This window comes from Mycolicibacter sinensis (assembly GCF_001673565.1).
GTDB lineage: Bacteria > Actinomycetota > Actinomycetes > Mycobacteriales > Mycobacteriaceae > Mycobacterium > Mycobacterium sinense_C.
This window is the reverse complement of sequence record NZ_LZMF01000070.1, coordinates 111,305-125,901: the sequence shown is the minus strand read 5'-3', so window position 1 is coordinate 125,901 and position 14,597 is coordinate 111,305. Positions and strand designations below refer to the sequence as shown.

General features: G+C 69.9%; 14 protein-coding genes and 1 tRNA gene. 4 read left to right on the top strand and 11 right to left on the bottom strand.

The genetic code is table 11. From position 1 onward, the window contains the following. Window positions 1-161: 161 nt before the first annotated feature. A tRNA-Thr gene (locus A5648_RS11180) sits at window positions 162-237 on the bottom strand. A gap of 31 nt (window positions 238-268) precedes the next feature. After that, window positions 269-1,492 carry a DNA polymerase III subunit delta' gene (locus A5648_RS11175; protein WP_109470761.1) on the bottom strand — a complete coding sequence of 408 codons (1,224 nt, stop codon included), beginning with the start codon at window positions 1,490-1,492 and terminating at the stop codon, window positions 269-271. A gap of 30 nt (window positions 1,493-1,522) precedes the next feature. Between A5648_RS11175 and A5648_RS11170 the strand changes: the two genes are divergently transcribed. Next, window positions 1,523-3,187, top strand: a complete 1,665-nt coding sequence (locus A5648_RS11170; RefSeq protein ID WP_109470758.1) for an adenylate/guanylate cyclase domain-containing protein — start codon at window positions 1,523-1,525, stop codon at window positions 3,185-3,187. A 1-nt stretch (window position 3,188) separates the two neighbouring features. On the opposite strand, the gene topA is transcribed toward A5648_RS11170, so the two are convergent. The 3 genes from topA to A5648_RS11155 form a co-directional block, all read right to left on the bottom strand. Continuing rightward, a complete protein-coding gene (topA, locus tag A5648_RS11165; protein ID WP_109470757.1) occupies window positions 3,189-5,975 on the bottom strand; it encodes a type I DNA topoisomerase in 2,787 nt (928 codons plus the stop codon). A 132-nt stretch (window positions 5,976-6,107) separates the two neighbouring features. Further along, window positions 6,108-6,719: a hypothetical protein gene (locus A5648_RS11160; RefSeq protein WP_065024593.1), complete on the bottom strand. Its 612-nt coding sequence runs from the start codon at window positions 6,717-6,719 to the stop codon at window positions 6,108-6,110. A gap of 135 nt (window positions 6,720-6,854) precedes the next feature. Beyond that, window positions 6,855-7,058 (bottom strand): cold-shock protein, encoded by a 204-nt coding sequence (locus tag A5648_RS11155; RefSeq protein WP_005138711.1) that lies wholly within the window; start codon window positions 7,056-7,058, stop codon window positions 6,855-6,857. 323 nt (window positions 7,059-7,381) lie between these two features. On the opposite strand from A5648_RS11155, the gene A5648_RS11150 reads away from it, so the two are divergent. Together A5648_RS11150 and A5648_RS11145 are read left to right on the top strand one after the other, a co-directional pair. Beyond that, window positions 7,382-9,739, top strand: a complete 2,358-nt coding sequence (locus A5648_RS11150; protein ID WP_065024592.1) for a DEAD/DEAH box helicase — start codon at window positions 7,382-7,384, stop codon at window positions 9,737-9,739. 351 nt (window positions 9,740-10,090) lie between these two features. Further along, a complete protein-coding gene (locus tag A5648_RS11145) occupies window positions 10,091-11,125 on the top strand; it encodes a PAS domain-containing protein (RefSeq protein ID WP_065024591.1) in 1,035 nt (344 codons plus the stop codon). 58 nt (window positions 11,126-11,183) lie between these two features. Here A5648_RS11145 and A5648_RS24620 read toward each other — a convergent pair whose 3' ends face one another. The 6 genes from A5648_RS24620 to A5648_RS23355 all read right to left on the bottom strand — a co-directional run bounded on the left by A5648_RS24620 (window position 11,184) and on the right by A5648_RS23355 (window position 13,687). Further along, on the bottom strand, window positions 11,184-11,501 hold the full coding sequence (locus A5648_RS24620; RefSeq protein ID WP_234787394.1) for an Rv3654c family TadE-like protein: 318 nt from the start codon (window positions 11,499-11,501) through the stop codon (window positions 11,184-11,186). A 16-nt stretch (window positions 11,502-11,517) separates the two neighbouring features. Continuing rightward, on the bottom strand, window positions 11,518-11,820 hold the full coding sequence (locus tag A5648_RS24615; protein WP_065024603.1) for a TadE family type IV pilus minor pilin: 303 nt from the start codon (window positions 11,818-11,820) through the stop codon (window positions 11,518-11,520). A gap of 51 nt (window positions 11,821-11,871) precedes the next feature. Beyond that, window positions 11,872-12,063 carry a DUF4244 domain-containing protein gene (locus A5648_RS11130; protein ID WP_109470760.1) on the bottom strand — a complete coding sequence of 64 codons (192 nt, stop codon included), beginning with the start codon at window positions 12,061-12,063 and terminating at the stop codon, window positions 11,872-11,874. 93 nt (window positions 12,064-12,156) lie between these two features. After that, the gene (locus A5648_RS11125; RefSeq protein WP_207511663.1) at window positions 12,157-12,732 is read right to left on the bottom strand and encodes a type II secretion system F family protein; all 576 of its coding nucleotides are present in this window, start codon (window positions 12,730-12,732) and stop codon (window positions 12,157-12,159) included. Further along, the gene (locus tag A5648_RS11120; RefSeq protein WP_065024589.1) at window positions 12,729-13,514 is read right to left on the bottom strand and encodes a type II secretion system F family protein; all 786 of its coding nucleotides are present in this window, start codon (window positions 13,512-13,514) and stop codon (window positions 12,729-12,731) included. Before A5648_RS11120 ends, A5648_RS11125 begins: the two co-directional genes overlap by 4 nt. Then, window positions 13,511-13,687, bottom strand: coding sequence for a hypothetical protein (locus A5648_RS23355; RefSeq protein WP_207511661.1), 177 nt, complete (start codon window positions 13,685-13,687; stop codon window positions 13,511-13,513). Before A5648_RS23355 ends, A5648_RS11120 begins: the two co-directional genes overlap by 4 nt. Before the next feature lie 171 nt (window positions 13,688-13,858). Between A5648_RS23355 and A5648_RS11115 the strand changes: the two genes are divergently transcribed. Further along, complete coding sequence (locus A5648_RS11115; RefSeq protein ID WP_046284843.1) at window positions 13,859-14,560, top strand: hypothetical protein; 702 nt, start codon at window positions 13,859-13,861, stop codon at window positions 14,558-14,560. Window positions 14,561-14,597: the final 37 nt, after the last annotated feature.

The window sequence follows — 14,597 nt, the reverse complement described above, 5'->3', positions numbered from 1 at the left end:
ACCGACAACACCGCTTGATACCGCTGCTCAGCCACGCTCAACTCCCTCATCCAGGGAGTGTCAAGGATCAACCGAAGTAACTGTCAACCATCAGCCGAAACACTGTCAGCAATCACCCGAAGCCGAAACGTCAAGCATCACCCGACGTAATACATGGTAGGTGGAGCCGCCTAGGAGAATCGAACTCCTGACCTATTCATTACGAGTGAATCGCTCTACCGACTGAGCTAAGGCGGCGCGCCCCGACCGAGACCGGGACCAGCCGAGTTTACAGGTCGGCCCGCAGCGCCTGACCGATGGTGGCGACCATGGCGCCGACGGCGAACCGGGGCTTGACGTTGACCGCCAGCGCCTCGCGGCATTCCAGCACCGCCTCGATGCAGCGCAACAGCGCAGCCGCCGGCGCATGCGCGGCCATCGCCGCCACGGCGTCGGCCATGTCCGGATGGCTGGGCCGGGCGGTGCCAACGCCGGACGCGGCCAGCAGGGCGTCCCGGAAATAGGTGGCCAGATCGATCAGGGCCCGATCCAGCGCGTCACGCGACGCCCTGGTCTGGCGCGACTTCTGCCGGCGCTCCAGATCCTTGATCACCCCGGCGGTGCCACGCAGCGTTCCGGCGGTGCCCTTGCCGGTGCCGCCGGCCCCCAGCGCGGTGCGCAGCTCCTCGGTCTCGGCCTCGGCGCGCTCGGCGGTCAGATCACGCGCCTCGGACTCCGCGGCGGCCACCAGCTCGTCGACCGCGGCGAACGCCCGCGACGGGGTGGCCGCATCGCGGGCCAGCGCCAAGGCCCGCTGACGGCGTTGGCGGGCCTCGGGATCGGTGGCCAGCCGCCGGGCCCGGCCCACGTGGCCGCCGCTGACCGCCGCCGCCCACTCGGCCGTCTCGGCGTCCAGGCCGTCGGTGGCGATCAGCACCTGCGCGATCGCCGCCGGCGCCGGTGTGACCAGTGCCACGTGCCGGCACCGCGAGCGCAGGGTGATCGCGATGTCCTCCGGATCGACCGACGGGGCACACAACAGGAACACCGTCGAGGGCGGCGGCTCCTCGACGACCTTGAGCAAGGCGTTGGCCGCACCCTCGGTGAGCCGGTCGGCGTCCTCGATCACCACGATCTGCCACCGGCCGGTCCCGGGTCGTCGGGAGGCGACCTGCACGATGGCCCGCATCTCGTCGACGCCGATGGACAGCCCCTCGGGCACCACCCGCCGCACGTCGGCGTGCGTCCCGGCCATCGTGGTGGTGCAGGCCCGGCACCGCCCGCAGCCCGGCCCGCCTTCGACGTCCTCGGCGGTGCACTGCAGCGCTGCCGCAAAGCACACCGCCGCAATCGATCGGCCCGAACCCGGCGGCCCGGTGATCAACCAGGCGTGCGACATGCCACCGGCGGTCACCGCGCTGTGAGCAGAATCACGTCGGGATGAGCGTGCGGCGGCCAGCAGCTCGGCCTCCACCGTCTGCTGGCCCACCAATCGTGCGAAAACCCCGGACATCATCGGTCACAGTAGTGGCTGGGCGCGACAATCGAACTCCGGCTTTGTCGTCCCGCCGGATACGGTGTGCTGGTGAGTACCACGACCTTGGGCGGGCGGATCAGCCGATTCGTCCGGTGGGTGGTGCGTACGCCGTGGCCGGTGTTCACCCTGAGCATGTTGCAGGCCGACATCATCGGTGCGCTGTTCGTGTTCGGCTTCCTGCGGTTCGGACTGCCGGACGAGGATCGGATCAACCTGCAGGACCTGCCGCGCGCCAACCTGGTGATCTTCGCCGTCACCCTGCTGTGCCTGTTCGCCGTCGGCTTCACGATCAGCACCTCGGTGCTGATGCCGGTGTTCCGCTGGCAGCGACGGGAGGCGCGGCTCACCGGCCCCGACCCCGACGCCGACTCCGCTGACACCGAACTGGCGCGGTCCCGGGCGCTGCGGATGCCGTTCTACCGGTCGCTGATCAGCATCGGCTACTGGACGGTGGGCGGAGTGGTGTTCGTCATCATCAGCTGGCCGGTAGTGAACGACGTAGTGCCGGTGGTGATCACCGCGACCGCGCTCGGTGCGGCGGCCACGGCCATCATCGGTTATCTGCAATCCGAGCGGGTGCTGCGGCCGGTCGCCGTCGCGGCGCTGCGCGGTGGTGCGCCGGAGAACCTGCGGGCGCCCGGGGTGCTACTGCGTCAGCTGCTGACGTGGGTGCTCTCGACCGGGGTGCCGTTGGTGGCAATCGTGGTGTCGGTGCTGGCTGGCAAGACATCACTGCTCGACGCCTCACCGGACAAGCTGTTCACCCCGATCCTGCTGATGGCGCTGGCCGCGCTGATCATCGGGCTGGCCGGCACCGCGCTGGTGTCGATGTCGATCGCCGACCCGCTGCGCCAGCTGCGCTGGGCGCTCGGGGAGGTCCAGCGCGGCAACTACAACGCGCACATGCAGATCTACGACGCCAGCGAACTGGGCCTGCTGCAGGCCGGATTCAACGACATGGTGCGTGATCTGGCCGAGCGGCAGCGGCTGCGCGACCTGTTCGGGCGCTACGTCGGCGAGGACGTGGCCCGGCGTGCGCTGGAGCGCGGCACCGAACTGGGCGGCCAGGAACGCGATGTCGCGGTGCTCTTCATCGATCTGGTCGGCTCCACCCAACTCGCCTCGACGCGACCGCCCAGCGAGGTGGTCAACCTGCTCAACGAGTTCTTCCGGGTGGTGGTCGAGGCCGTCGGGCGGCACGGCGGTTTCGTCAACAAGTTCCAAGGTGACGCCGCGCTGGCGATCTTCGGCGCGCCGATCGAGCACCCGGACGCCTGTAGCTCCGCGCTGGCGGCGGCCCGCGACCTGCACGATGAGCTGCTGCCGGTGCTCGGGTCGGAGGAGTTCGGCATCGGCGTCTCGGCCGGCCGGGCCATCGCCGGGCATATCGGCGCCCGGGCCCGCTTCGAGTACACCGTGATCGGCGACCCGGTCAACGAGGCCGCCCGGCTGACCGAGCTGGCCAAGCTGGAGGCGGGGCACGTGCTGGCGTCGGCGGTCGCGGTCAGCGGCGCGGTCGACGCCGAGGCCCTGTGCTGGGAGGTCGGCGAGATCGTCGAACTGCGCGGCCGCGCCGTGCCCACTCAGCTGGCTCGGCCATTGAACCTTGCGGTGGCCGAAGCGATTCCGGCCCCAAACGAGAAGGCCGCAGAAACCTCAGCCGCGGACTGACTCAGCGCCCGGTTGCCTTCTTCGCAGCAGCCTTCTTCGCCGGCGCCTTGCGGGCGGTCTTCTTGGCGGCTTTCTTGACCGGCCCCTTGGCCCGCCGGTCGGCGAGCAGCTCGGCGGCGCGCTCGTCGGTGATCGAGGCCACCTCGTCGCCCTTGCGCAGGCTGGCGTTGGTCTCCCCGTCGGTCACGTACGGACCGAACCGGCCGTCCTTGATGACCATCGGCTTGCCGCTCGCCGGGTCGGCACCCAGTTCGCGCAGCGGCGGCGCCGAAGCTGCTTGGCGGCCACGGCGTTTCGGCTCAGCGTAGATCTTGAGCGCTTCCTCGAGGGTGATCTCGAAGATCTGTTCCTCGCTGGACAGCGATCGAGAGTCGGTGCCGCGCTTGAGGTATGGGCCGTAGCGGCCGTTCTGCGCGGTGATCTCCTCATTCGAGCCCGGGTCGAGCCCGACCACCCGCGGCAGCGACAACAGTTTCAGCGCGTCCTCGAGCGTGACGGTCTGCAGGTCCATGCTGCGCAACAGCGACCCGGTGCGCGGCTTGGGCCCGGTCGGCTTCTTGCCCTTCTTGGCGGTAGCGCCCGAGTCGTCGTCTGGCGGAGGCGGCAACACCTCGGTGACGTACGGGCCGTACCGGCCGTCTTTGGCGACGACCTCATGCCCGGTTTCCGGGTCGATGCCGAGCGACCGGCCTTCTTGCGGGGTGGCGAAGCGTTCCTCGGCCATCGCCAGGGTCAGTTCGTCCGGCGGCAGCGAGTCGTCCAGGTTGGCCCGTTGCGGGGTCGGCTCGCCGTCGTCGCCGGTGATCATGCGCTCCAGGTACGGGCCGTTCTTGCCGACCCGGACATACACCGGGCGGCCCTGCTCGTCGTCGAACAGCTTGATCGAGTTGATCTCGCGGGCGTCGATGCCCTCCAGGTTGACCCCGACCAGTTTCTTCAGGCCGCCGGCGCGGGCGATCGAGTCGTCCACGCCGTAGTCGCCGCCGAAGTAGAAGTTGTGCAGCCAGTCGGTGCGGCGCTGCCGGCCGGCGGCGATCGCGTCGAGCTCGTCTTCCATCGCCGCGGTGAAGTCGTAGTCGACCAGCCGGCGGAAGTGCTGTTCGAGCAGCCCGATGACGGCGAACGCGACCCAGGACGGGACCAGCGCGCTGCCCTTCTTGTAGACGTAGCCGCGGTCCTGGATGGTCTTGATGATCGACGAGTAGGTCGAGGGCCGCCCGATGCCCAGCTCCTCGAGCGCCTTGACCAGCGAGGCCTCGGTGTAGCGGGCCGGCGGGTTGGTGGAGTGCCCGTCGGGGGTCAGCTCGGTGGCATCCACCCGCTGGCCCTGGCTCAGTTGCGGCAGCCGGCGCTCGGCGTCGTCGGCCTCACCCCCGGCCAGCTCGTCGACGGTCTCCACGTAGGCCTTGAGGAACCCGGCGAAGGTGATGGTGCGCCCGCTGGCGGCGAACGTCACCTGCTGAGCGCCGGACTGCCCGCCGATTCGCAGGCTCAAGGTGGTGCCGCGGGCGTCGGCCATCTGGGAGGCGACCGTGCGCTGCCAGATCAGCTCGTAGAGCCGGAACTCGTCGCTGCCCAGCTCGTTGCGCACCGCGTCGGGGGTCGCGAAGGTCTCCCCGGCCGGCCGGATCGCCTCGTGGGCCTCCTGGGCGTTCTTGACCTTGCGGGTGTACTGGCGCGGCGACGGCGAGACGTACTCCTCGCCGTAGAGCTGGCGGGCCTGGGTGCGGGCGGCATCGATCGCGCTGGCCGACAGCGTCGTCGAGTCGGTCCGCATGTAGGTGATGTAGCCGTTCTCGTAGAGCCGCTGGGCGATGCTCATCGTCCGTTCGGCGGAGAACCGCAGCTTGCGGCCGGCTTCCTGCTGCAGCGTCGAGGTCATGAACGGCGCGTAGGGGCGACGGGTGTAGGGCTTGTCCTCCACCGAGGTCACCGACAGCGAAGCACCGCGCAACCCGGCCGCCAGCGCGGTGGCCGCGGCCTCGTCGAGCACCGTGACTTCGGCGGGCTTCTTCAGCGCACCGAGTGAGTCGAAGTCACGGCCGCTGGCCACCCGCAGCTCGTCGACGGCGACCAGCCGGGCGCTGAAGGTGGGCGGGGACGCCGTCGGGTCGGAGACGCTGGCATCGAGTTGGGCGACCACGTCCCAGTAGGAGGCGCTGCGGAACGCCATCCGCTCGCGTTCGCGCTGCACGATGATGCGGGTGGCAACCGATTGGACCCGGCCCGCCGACAGCTTCGGGGCGACCTTCTTCCACAGCACCGGGCTGACTTCATAGCCGTAGAGCCGGTCCAGGACGCGCCGGGTTTCCTGGGCGTCGACCAGGTCGATGTCCAGGTCACGCGGGTTCTCGGCGGCGTTGCGGATCGCCGGCTCGGTGATCTCGTGGAACACCATCCGCTTGACTGGGATACGCGGTTTGAGGGTCTCCAGCAGGTGCCAGGCGATCGCCTCGCCCTCCCGGTCACCATCGGTGGCCAGGTAGAGCTCGTCGACGTCCTTGAGCAGGCCCTTGAGTTCGGTGACGGTGCTCTTCTTGTCCGGACTGACGATGTAGAGCGGTTCGAAGTCGGCGTCGACATTGACGCCCAGGCGCGCCCACGACTCGGTCTTGTACTTCGCCGGCACGTCCGCGGCGTTGCGCGGCAGGTCGCGGATGTGCCCGCGAGACGACTCGACTACGTAGTTACTGCCCAGGTAACCGGCAATTTTTCGTGCCTTGGTGGGCGACTCGACTATGACGAGTCGCCGCACGGGTGAGTTCTTGTCGCCGTTGCGGGCATTCACCGTCTTAGAGTCAGCCAACTGCGCTTACGCTCCACTTCTGTCCGCACCGCCACGTCGCGCCGCCGGTGGACAACTGACAATCTCGCACTCACGGCCATGCCGACGCAAACCGGCGTACAGCGCTGAATTGTCTCAAAGGTGGCCGAGATGGCCCGGGATCGGCGCCTCGACACGCGGCCACTGAGCCAACGCCTGGGGATCAGGCGGTGATTCCCCGACGTTTTCCACCAGCCGTGCGAGCCGGCGCCGACCGGTGATCCGCAGCGCGGGCCTGCTGCCGCGGGTGCCGATCAAGGTGGGGGCGATCCCGACGCGCATCATGGCCGAGGCCAGCGGCGCGAAGGTGTCCGGTGCGTGCGGATCCAGGCCGAGCAGGTAGCGGTCGGCTTCTGCGGCGCCCGCCGCCAGCGTCCAGGCCCGCAGTTCGCGCGGGCCCGGCAGCCACTGCGGCGGCACGTTCTTCACCGCTCCGCGGGTCCAGGCATCGGCCAGTACGCGCAGCCGCGGATCCACCGCGGTCCGCACCAGCGGGGTGTCCTCCTCGGTGCGGGTGATCTCGGGCAGCAGACCGGCCTCACTGATCAGCTCGGCCAACGCCACTGCCCGCCAGTGGGCATCGACCACGACCGAAACCCGCGCGGCGCCGCCCGTCACGACGATCTGCCCCGGGCCAGCCAGCAACCCGGTGAGGTCGGTGACGCTGGGCGGCACCGACTCTGCCGAGAAGAAGGAAAGCTGGCTCACGTCAAGAACCGTAAGCCGGTCCACCATCCGGCGGCGTCCGGGTCGGCCGAACCGGTCCGACCCGCCCGAAACGAAACCCCCCGGTTCTGCTCCGTTGGGAGGAGCTGCCCGGGGGGTGTCGCCGAATCCAGTTGCTTAGACGGCGCGGACGCCCGTGGCCTGCGGGCCCTTGGGGCTCTGCCCGACCTCGAACTCCACGCGCTGGTTTTCCTCGAGGGTGCGAAAGCCGGACCCTTGGATCTCCGTGTAGTGGACAAACACGTCCGCTGACCCGTCTTCAGGCGCGATGAAGCCGAAGCCCTTCTCCGCGTTGAACCACTTCACAGTTCCCTGTGGCATTTGTCGATCTTTCCTTACTCTTCTTGCCCGGTGCATTGCACCGTTGTTCGGGGCACCGCCCTTCGCTGCCCCGGGCCTGTTCCGGCCGCCGTACCCTGGCGGTCGATCAGTGCTGCCACCGACCACTACCCTGCGGGTACTGCGGCCGCAACCACAGATCCTGCGAAGGCTTGACACGAACACAGAAGCTACGACCGCCCATCAGTCAACCATGTTCATCGCCTCAGGGACAGACTGCGGTGCCGAAATCGCCGGTCGAACGTTTGAGGCAGCGGGCGCAATACGGCAGCGGACTTCTATGCAGGCGATTAAGGACAGAGCCAATGACGGTGAATTTCGGCGGTGAATTGCTGGCCGCTGCCCTCGCCGGCAATGAACCGGGCGAAAATCCGCTGCGCCACGTCGCCGACCTGCCGTCATCGGCGGGTCAGGTGGGCGCCTGGCCACAGTGGGCCCAACCCGAGGTCATCGGCGCGTTCACCGCCCGTGGGATCGACGCGCCGTGGTCACATCAGCTGGCCGCCGCCGAGCTCGCCCACGCCCGGCGCCACGTGGTGATCAGCACCGGCACGGCGTCGGGAAAGTCGCTGGCCTATCAACTTCCGGTACTGGACGCGCTGGCGAGCGATCCACGCGCCCGGGCGCTGTATCTGTCGCCGACCAAGGCGTTGGGCCATGACCAGCTGCGCGCGGCGCACACGCTGACCGCAGCGGTGCCGCGGCTGGCCACCGCGGCGACCGCGGTCGCGCCGACCGCCTATGACGGCGACAGCCCCGCCGAGCTGCGCCGCTTCGCCCGGGAACGGTCGCGCTGGGTGTTCTCCAACCCGGACATGATCCACCTGTCGATGCTGCGCAACCATGCCCGCTGGGCGGTGTTTCTGCGCGGGTTGCGCTTCGTGATCGTCGACGAATGCCACTACTACCGGGGCATCTTCGGATCACACGTGGCGATGGTGCTGCGGCGGCTGCTGCGGTTGTGCGCGCGCTACTCGGGATCTGGGGCGCCTGCGCTCCAGGGCCCTACGGTGATCTTCGCCAGCGCCACCACCGCGGAACCGGGGGCCAGTGCGTCGGCGCTGATCGGGCAGCCGGTCACCGAGGTCACTGTCGACGGCTCTCCACGCGGCGCGCGGACGGTGGCGCTGTGGGAGCCCGCCCTACGCACCGACGTCACCGGAGAGAACGGCGCACCGGTGCGCCGCGCCGCCGGGACCGAGGCGGCCCGGGTGATGGCCGATCTGATCGCCGAGGGGGCGCGCACCCTGACCTTCGTGCGGTCCCGCCGCGGCGCCGAGCTCACCGCGCTGGCGGCCCGCACCCGCCTGGAATCGGTCGCCCCGGCGCTGGTCGACAAGGTCGCCTCCTACCGGGCGGGTTATCTGTCCGAGGATCGCCGCGCCCTGGAACGCGCGCTGGCCGACGGCGAGCTGTACGGCTTGGCCACTACAAACGCCCTGGAGCTCGGGGTGGACATCGCCGGGCTGGACGCGGTGGTCATCGCCGGCTTTCCCGGCACCGTGACGTCGTTCTGGCAGCAGGCCGGGCGCTCCGGCCGGCGCGGTCAGACGGCGCTGATCGTGCTGATCGCACGCGACGACCCGCTGGACAGCTACCTGGTGCACCATCCGGCAGCGCTGCTGGACAAACCGATCGAGCAGGTGGTGATCGACCCGGCCAACCCCTACGTGCTGGGGCCGCAGCTGTTGTGCGCGGCGGTAGAGCTGCCGGTGACGGCCGCCGAGGTGGCGCAGCTGGGCGCCGAGCAGGTCGCCGAGGACTTGGTCGACGACGGGCTGCTGCGCCGCCGGGCCGAGAAGTACTTCCCGGCGCCCGGGCTCGACCCGCACGCGGCGGTGGACATCCGGGGATCGGCCGGCGGGCAGGTGGTGATCTTGGAAGCCGACACCGGCCGGCTGTTGGGCAGCGTCGACGCCGGCCGCGCGCCGGCCACCGTGCACACCGGGGCGGTGTATCTGCACCAGGGCGAGAGTTACCTGGTCGACTCGCTGGACACCGAGCGCCAGATCGCGTTTGTGCACGCCGAGGATCCCGGCTATGCGACGTTCGCCCGCGAGATCACCGACATCGACGTAACCGGTTCGGGCGAGCGGGCCTGGTTCGGGGCGGTCAGCCTGGGCCTGCTGCCGGTCACGGTGACCCGCCAGATCATCGGCTACCTGCGTCGCCTGCCGACCGGCGAGGTGCTGGACTTCATCGAGCTGGACCTGCCCCCGGCGACGCTGCCGACCACCGCGGTGGTCTACACCGTGACGCCCGAAGCGTTGGCCGAGTGCGGAATCGCCGAACCACGGATCCCCGGGGCGCTGCACGCCGCCGAGCACGCGGCGATCGGGCTGCTGCCGCTGGTGGCCAGCTGCGATCGCGGCGACATCGGCGGGCTGTCCACCGCGTTGGGGCCGGGCGCGCTCGGCGGGCTGCCCAGCGTGTTCGTCTACGACGGGCACCCCGGCGGCGCCGGCTTCGCCGAGCGTGGATTCCGCGCGGCGGCGAGCTGGTTGGCGGCCACGGCGGCCACGATCGAGTCCTGCGAATGCCCGCACGGCTGCCCGTCGTGCGTGCAATCACCCAAGTGCGGAAATGGCAACGAACCCTTGGACAAGGACGGCGCGGTGCGGGTGCTGCGATTGGTGCTCGGCGAGCTGAGCCGCGGCTGCTAGGCGATCGCGAGCGCGGCGGAGCCGGGCGCGGCGGGTCGCCGCATTCGTACCGCACCGACTGCGGGAGTCGGCCGACCCCCCGAACGGCCGACTCCCCCGAGCCGGTACTCCGCGGGCTCGCTGTGGCACAGCGCGCCACACACCAGCCGACGAAGCAGCAAGACGAACGGTCGAAAAAAGCGGACCATTCCTCAAACCCGGTACAGAGCCGGACGCGGCCGTAAGTTACCGGCTGTATCGGACCAGCGCAACTCGAAAACCGAATAGGCTACCCGTAGCCCGTCGGCGAAACAGGGAAAACGGCCGCTGTAGGTGCTGGTAGCGCACCGCCGGCCGTAAAATCCGTAGGTTATGGCCCACGACTGGTTGCTGGTGGAGACGCTCGGCGAGGAACCGGCAGTCGTCGCGCAGGGGCGCCAGGTCAAGAATCTGGTGCCGATCGCCCAATTCCTGCGTCGTAGCCCGCATCTGGCGGCGATCCAGACCGCGATCGCCGAATCGGTGCGAACCGGGCAGAGCCTGGCCAGCATCACCCCCCGGCGCGACCGGGTGATCCGCACCGAGCCGGTGGTGATGTCCGATGGGCGAGTGCACGGCGTGCACGTCTGGAGCGGGCCGGCCGACCTCGAACCACCCGAGCGCCCCACCCCGGGCCCGCTGAAGTGGGACCTGACCCTGGGGGTCGCCACCGACACCAAGCAATCGCTGGCCAACAGCGGCAAGGATCCCGAGGTGGAGGCCACCCACGGTCGCGCCTTCGCCGAGGAACTGCCCACCCGGGACTTCAGCCCGAACGAGAACAAGGTGCTGGCGCTGGCGATTCGAGCCGAGCCCGGACAGACCGTCTGCAGCAGTTGGGATATCGCCGATTTCCGTGGCGACACCATCCGGGTGAGCTTCGTGGCGCGCACCGCGTGGGAATCCGATCCGGCAAGCGGGCGCGAGCATTTGGTGTCGCGGGGCATGAACTGGCGTGGGCAGCTCGACGGCACCGTACAGCGGCCCGATTTTTTGGCGCAGCAGATCCTGCACGGACTGGCCCAGCCCGGCGTACACCGGGCCATGGTGGACCTGACCGACTGGCGGCTGCTGAAGTGGCTGGACGACCCGTGTCCGTTCTACGACTGGCGCGGCACCGTGGACTCTCCCCGGGCTCACCCCGACGACGAAGCCCTGATCGCCCGCATGACAAGCGATTTCACCCAGGGGCCGACCACCGGAGTGCTGCGGCTGCGCCAGGCCGGCGGGGGCTGGGCGCCGGTGCATGTGACCGTGAACCGGGTGGAACTCGAAGAGGGCACCTACGCCGGGCTGATCGCGCTGCGGCTGCCTACCGAGCGGGAGCTGGCCGACGCCGGCCTGGATCCGGCCGCCGGCGCGTCCTAAATCAACGCGTCCCAGGCGGCCGCAAGCACCGCGGAGCCGGGCGCGGCGGGTCGCCGCATTAGCTCGAGTCGACCGGCCCGGCTCGGGCGGTGGCGCGGGCCGGACCGATCCGCCAGCCGGGTAGGGCCACGGCGACGGTGACCACCAGGTCGAGTCCCTCTACCGCACAGGAGCTTTCAACGGCGCCCATGCGCGCGGCCAGTCGCTGGGCTTGCGTGCAGGCCGTCGCCGGCCCGGCGGGCATGACGGCCGCACCGGCGACGGCGGCCAGGTCGGCGGCCGCCTGTGCCCGGTGCCGGGCGATGACCACCGCGCCGAGCAGGACGCCGCCGCCGGTGAGGCTCAGCACCACCGCAACCATCGCCGCGGCGGCCACGGTGGCCGCGCCGGCCTCACCGGGACGGCTCGGCGGCCGACACCGCCTCTGCGCTAACGGCAAGCCCGGGCAGCAGCGCCGGCCGAACGGTGACCTTCGCGACCACGAACTCGCCGTCGGAGCGCAGCTGGATCGCCGCGCCGGCGGGTGCGATCCGCCGGACCACCGCCGTTGCCGCCGGGGTGTCACCGCGCGCCGCCAGCCGGGCGGCCTCCCGGGCGGCGTCGAGGCAGCGGACCTGGGCGGACACCGCGCTGATCCCGGCCAGGCACAACACCAGCACCGAGACCAGGGCCGCCAGCGCGAACGCCGCCTCCACCGTGCTGGCGCCGGCATCGTCGGCACATCGACCACGACCGGCCACCGCCCGTCAGACCTTGGTGTTCAGCGCGCGCCCGATCACCCGGGTCAGCGCTGAGACGATCGAATCGCCGGTGACGACGGTATAGAGGATCGCGCCGAAGGCGGCGGCGGCAATGGTGCCGATCGCGTATTCGACCGTCGACATCCCGGACTCCTCCGTCGCCAGCAACAGCATTCTGAGCTGGACGATTCGAAACATGTTGCGCACCTGCGATACCCGTGTGTCCACGGCACCTCCTTCATCCCTCACCCGGTCTGGGTTGTCGCGGCTCTTCCGCGAAGCATCTCCTGCTCACAACAGGCCCGACCGCAGCACGTCGCCGGCTAGCCCGGCCACCACCGGCACGATGCCCAGGCAGACGAAAGCCGGCAGGAAGCAGATCCCGAGCGGCCCGGCGATCAGCACCCCGGCCCGCTCCGCGGCGGCTGTCGCAGCGTGCGCCGCCTCGACGCGGCAGTGCGCGGCGAGTTCGCCCAGCCCGGTCGCCAAGGCCGCGCCGGAGGAGCCCGACCGCCGAGCCAATCGGAGCACCGCGATCGTCGACGGGTCGAGCGCATCGCCCGGCGGCGGCGACCACGCGATCGCCGGATCGGCGCCCAGCGCCAACAGATCCGCACCGCGGCGCAACGCCTCGGCCAGCGGCGACGGCGCCGAGCGGGCGGTGGCGGCCGCCGCGCCCGAAACCGGCATCCCGGCGCTCAGGCAGAGCGCGAACACTTCCAGGCCGGCGGCCAACGCCAGCGCGTCGGTGCCCGGCACCGCCCGGTGGCGCACCCGACGTTCCGGCCGGGACATCCCGGCCCGGGCGCGCACCGTCGACGGGGCGGCCAGCAGGGCCACCGCGAGCAACACCGCGGCGGTAGTCACGGGGCGGCACCCACAGTGATCCGGTCCGACCACAACAGCCCGGTGCAGACCAGGCTCACCCCGACCACCGACAGCACCCCGCCAGGGCGGCCGAGCAGGAAGCCGATCGGGCGGGCGCCGATCAGTTGCCCCAGCAGCACCCCGAGCATGGGCAGGCAGCCCAGGATGGTCGCCGAGGCTCGCGCGCCGGCCATCCCGGCATCGGCCCGTGCCGAAAATCGTTGCCGAGCAGTGATATCGCTCTGCGCGGCCTGCATCAAGGTGGCTACCGCCAGTCCGTGCTCGCCGCCTAGTTCCCAGTAGACCGCAAGCCGTTCCCAGTAGAAGGGCAGCGCCGAGGCCCGCGCCGCCTCCCGCAGGCCGGTCGCGACGTCGGCACCCAGCCGGGCCCGGGCAACCACGCCGCGCAGGGCAGCGGCCACCGGGCCGTGGCCGGTTTCGGCGGCCGCAACATCGAACGCCCGCACCGGATGTGCGCCGATGCGCAACTCACCGGCCAGAACATCCAGCGCGCTCTCCAGGGCGCGGGCCTCCGCGACGGCACGCCGGCTGCGGCGACGGCGGCGCTGACGCAGCGCCACCGTGGCGGCCAACACCGCTCCGGCCAAGCAGGTGCTCGCCGGCAGCATGATCGCGGCCAGCACGGCCGCGGCGCCGCCCAGCGGTCCGAGCACTCTCAATCGGCTGACCCGGCGACCGGCGCGGCCGATCGGTTGCAGCCGTCGGCGCGGGGAGGCGCCGAGCAGCGCCGCCGCGGCCAGGGCGAGCGCCGCGACGATCATGCCGGCATCCGGTCACGCAGCAGGGCACGGAATTCGGGGACGTTCTCGCCCAGTCCCCGCTCGACCTGCCATACCGGTGCGGCGACCACCATGCCGGAAGCGGTGCGGCGCAGCAACGAGATGTCGGTGAGCTGCCGGCGGCCGCTGCGGTCGCGCCCGACGTGCAACAGCACTTGGACCGATTATCAGAGGTTTAACACGTTCTATTGGTCAATCAGCGTGTTTACCTGCACATTAATCATCGTATACATGTATCCTCTTAGGTATGGTTGGCCAAACATTTTCCAAGTTTGCACGGCGTGGCGCGCCGGCCGATGTGGGATACCGGGGTAAAAATTCACCCCATGGACCTACACGACAATCCACAACTGCTGGTGGAGAAGTTCGTCGAGCAGCATGCTCTCGTGTTGGGCGAAACGCATGGCGATCTGTGTGCGAGGTTGGCGGAGGTTCCGGACCGGTACGTCGATCAGGGGAACGATCCCCGAGGAATCACCGTGTCATGCACGCTGCTGGAGACGTTGCTGTTCTCGAGGTGGCGTCGCCAGACCGAGGACTCGACTTTGAAGGCGATCAAGGGCAACGGGTTTGGGATTGTTCTGGTCGACGGGAAGGGGTCTCGTATCGGGGTGCGCAAACATCCACGCAACTGGGACGGCAGCCTGCTCGAATCGGTGGAGTATGTGCCCGGCGAGCATCAGCTGAGTATCGAGGAGGAATTGGGGTACCCAATCGGCGGCGGGGATGGCATTCCGGAGCCTCCCGGGTATCGGCAATACGTACTGTGGTGGCCAGGCAATCTGGGCTTGGGTGGTGCGGTCTTGGCTGCGGGCATACTCACCGACAAGGTTCAGGTACTCTACGCCAGCACTCCGCTGCCGCCACCGATCATGGAGCAGCGTGCGAAAACGGCACCCACCATGGATCCGTTCACGCAGGCTACCGAGGTTGCAATGCCCGGAAAGCGGCGCCGGGACGAGGACTTCGCGGATGCCGACGGCGTCACCGAGGAGACACTGAACGAAGCGCCGCCGGAATCGTCGTAGCCCTCGTGCACACTGCTGGGTGCATGCGGGGCTCCCA

Bases quoted from the DNA above. Each gene is read 5' to 3' on its own strand.
- A5648_RS11155 (WP_005138711.1), bottom strand. From the start codon at position 7,058: ATGCCACAGGGAACTGTGAAGTGGTTCAACGCGGAGAAGGGCTTCGGC.
- A5648_RS11175 (WP_109470761.1), bottom strand. From the start codon at position 1,492: ATGTCCGGGGTTTTCGCACGATTGGTGGGCCAGCAGACGGTGGAGGCC.
- A5648_RS11115 (WP_046284843.1), top strand. From the start codon at position 13,859: ATGGACCTACACGACAATCCACAACTGCTGGTGGAGAAGTTCGTCGAG.
- A5648_RS11145 (WP_065024591.1), top strand. From the start codon at position 10,091: ATGGCCCACGACTGGTTGCTGGTGGAGACGCTCGGCGAGGAACCGGCA.
- A5648_RS11130 (WP_109470760.1), bottom strand. From the start codon at position 12,063: ATGTTTCGAATCGTCCAGCTCAGAATGCTGTTGCTGGCGACGGAGGAG.
- A5648_RS11150 (WP_065024592.1), top strand. From the start codon at position 7,382: ATGACGGTGAATTTCGGCGGTGAATTGCTGGCCGCTGCCCTCGCCGGC.
- A5648_RS11120 (WP_065024589.1), bottom strand. From the start codon at position 13,514: ATGATCGTCGCGGCGCTCGCCCTGGCCGCGGCGGCGCTGCTCGGCGCC.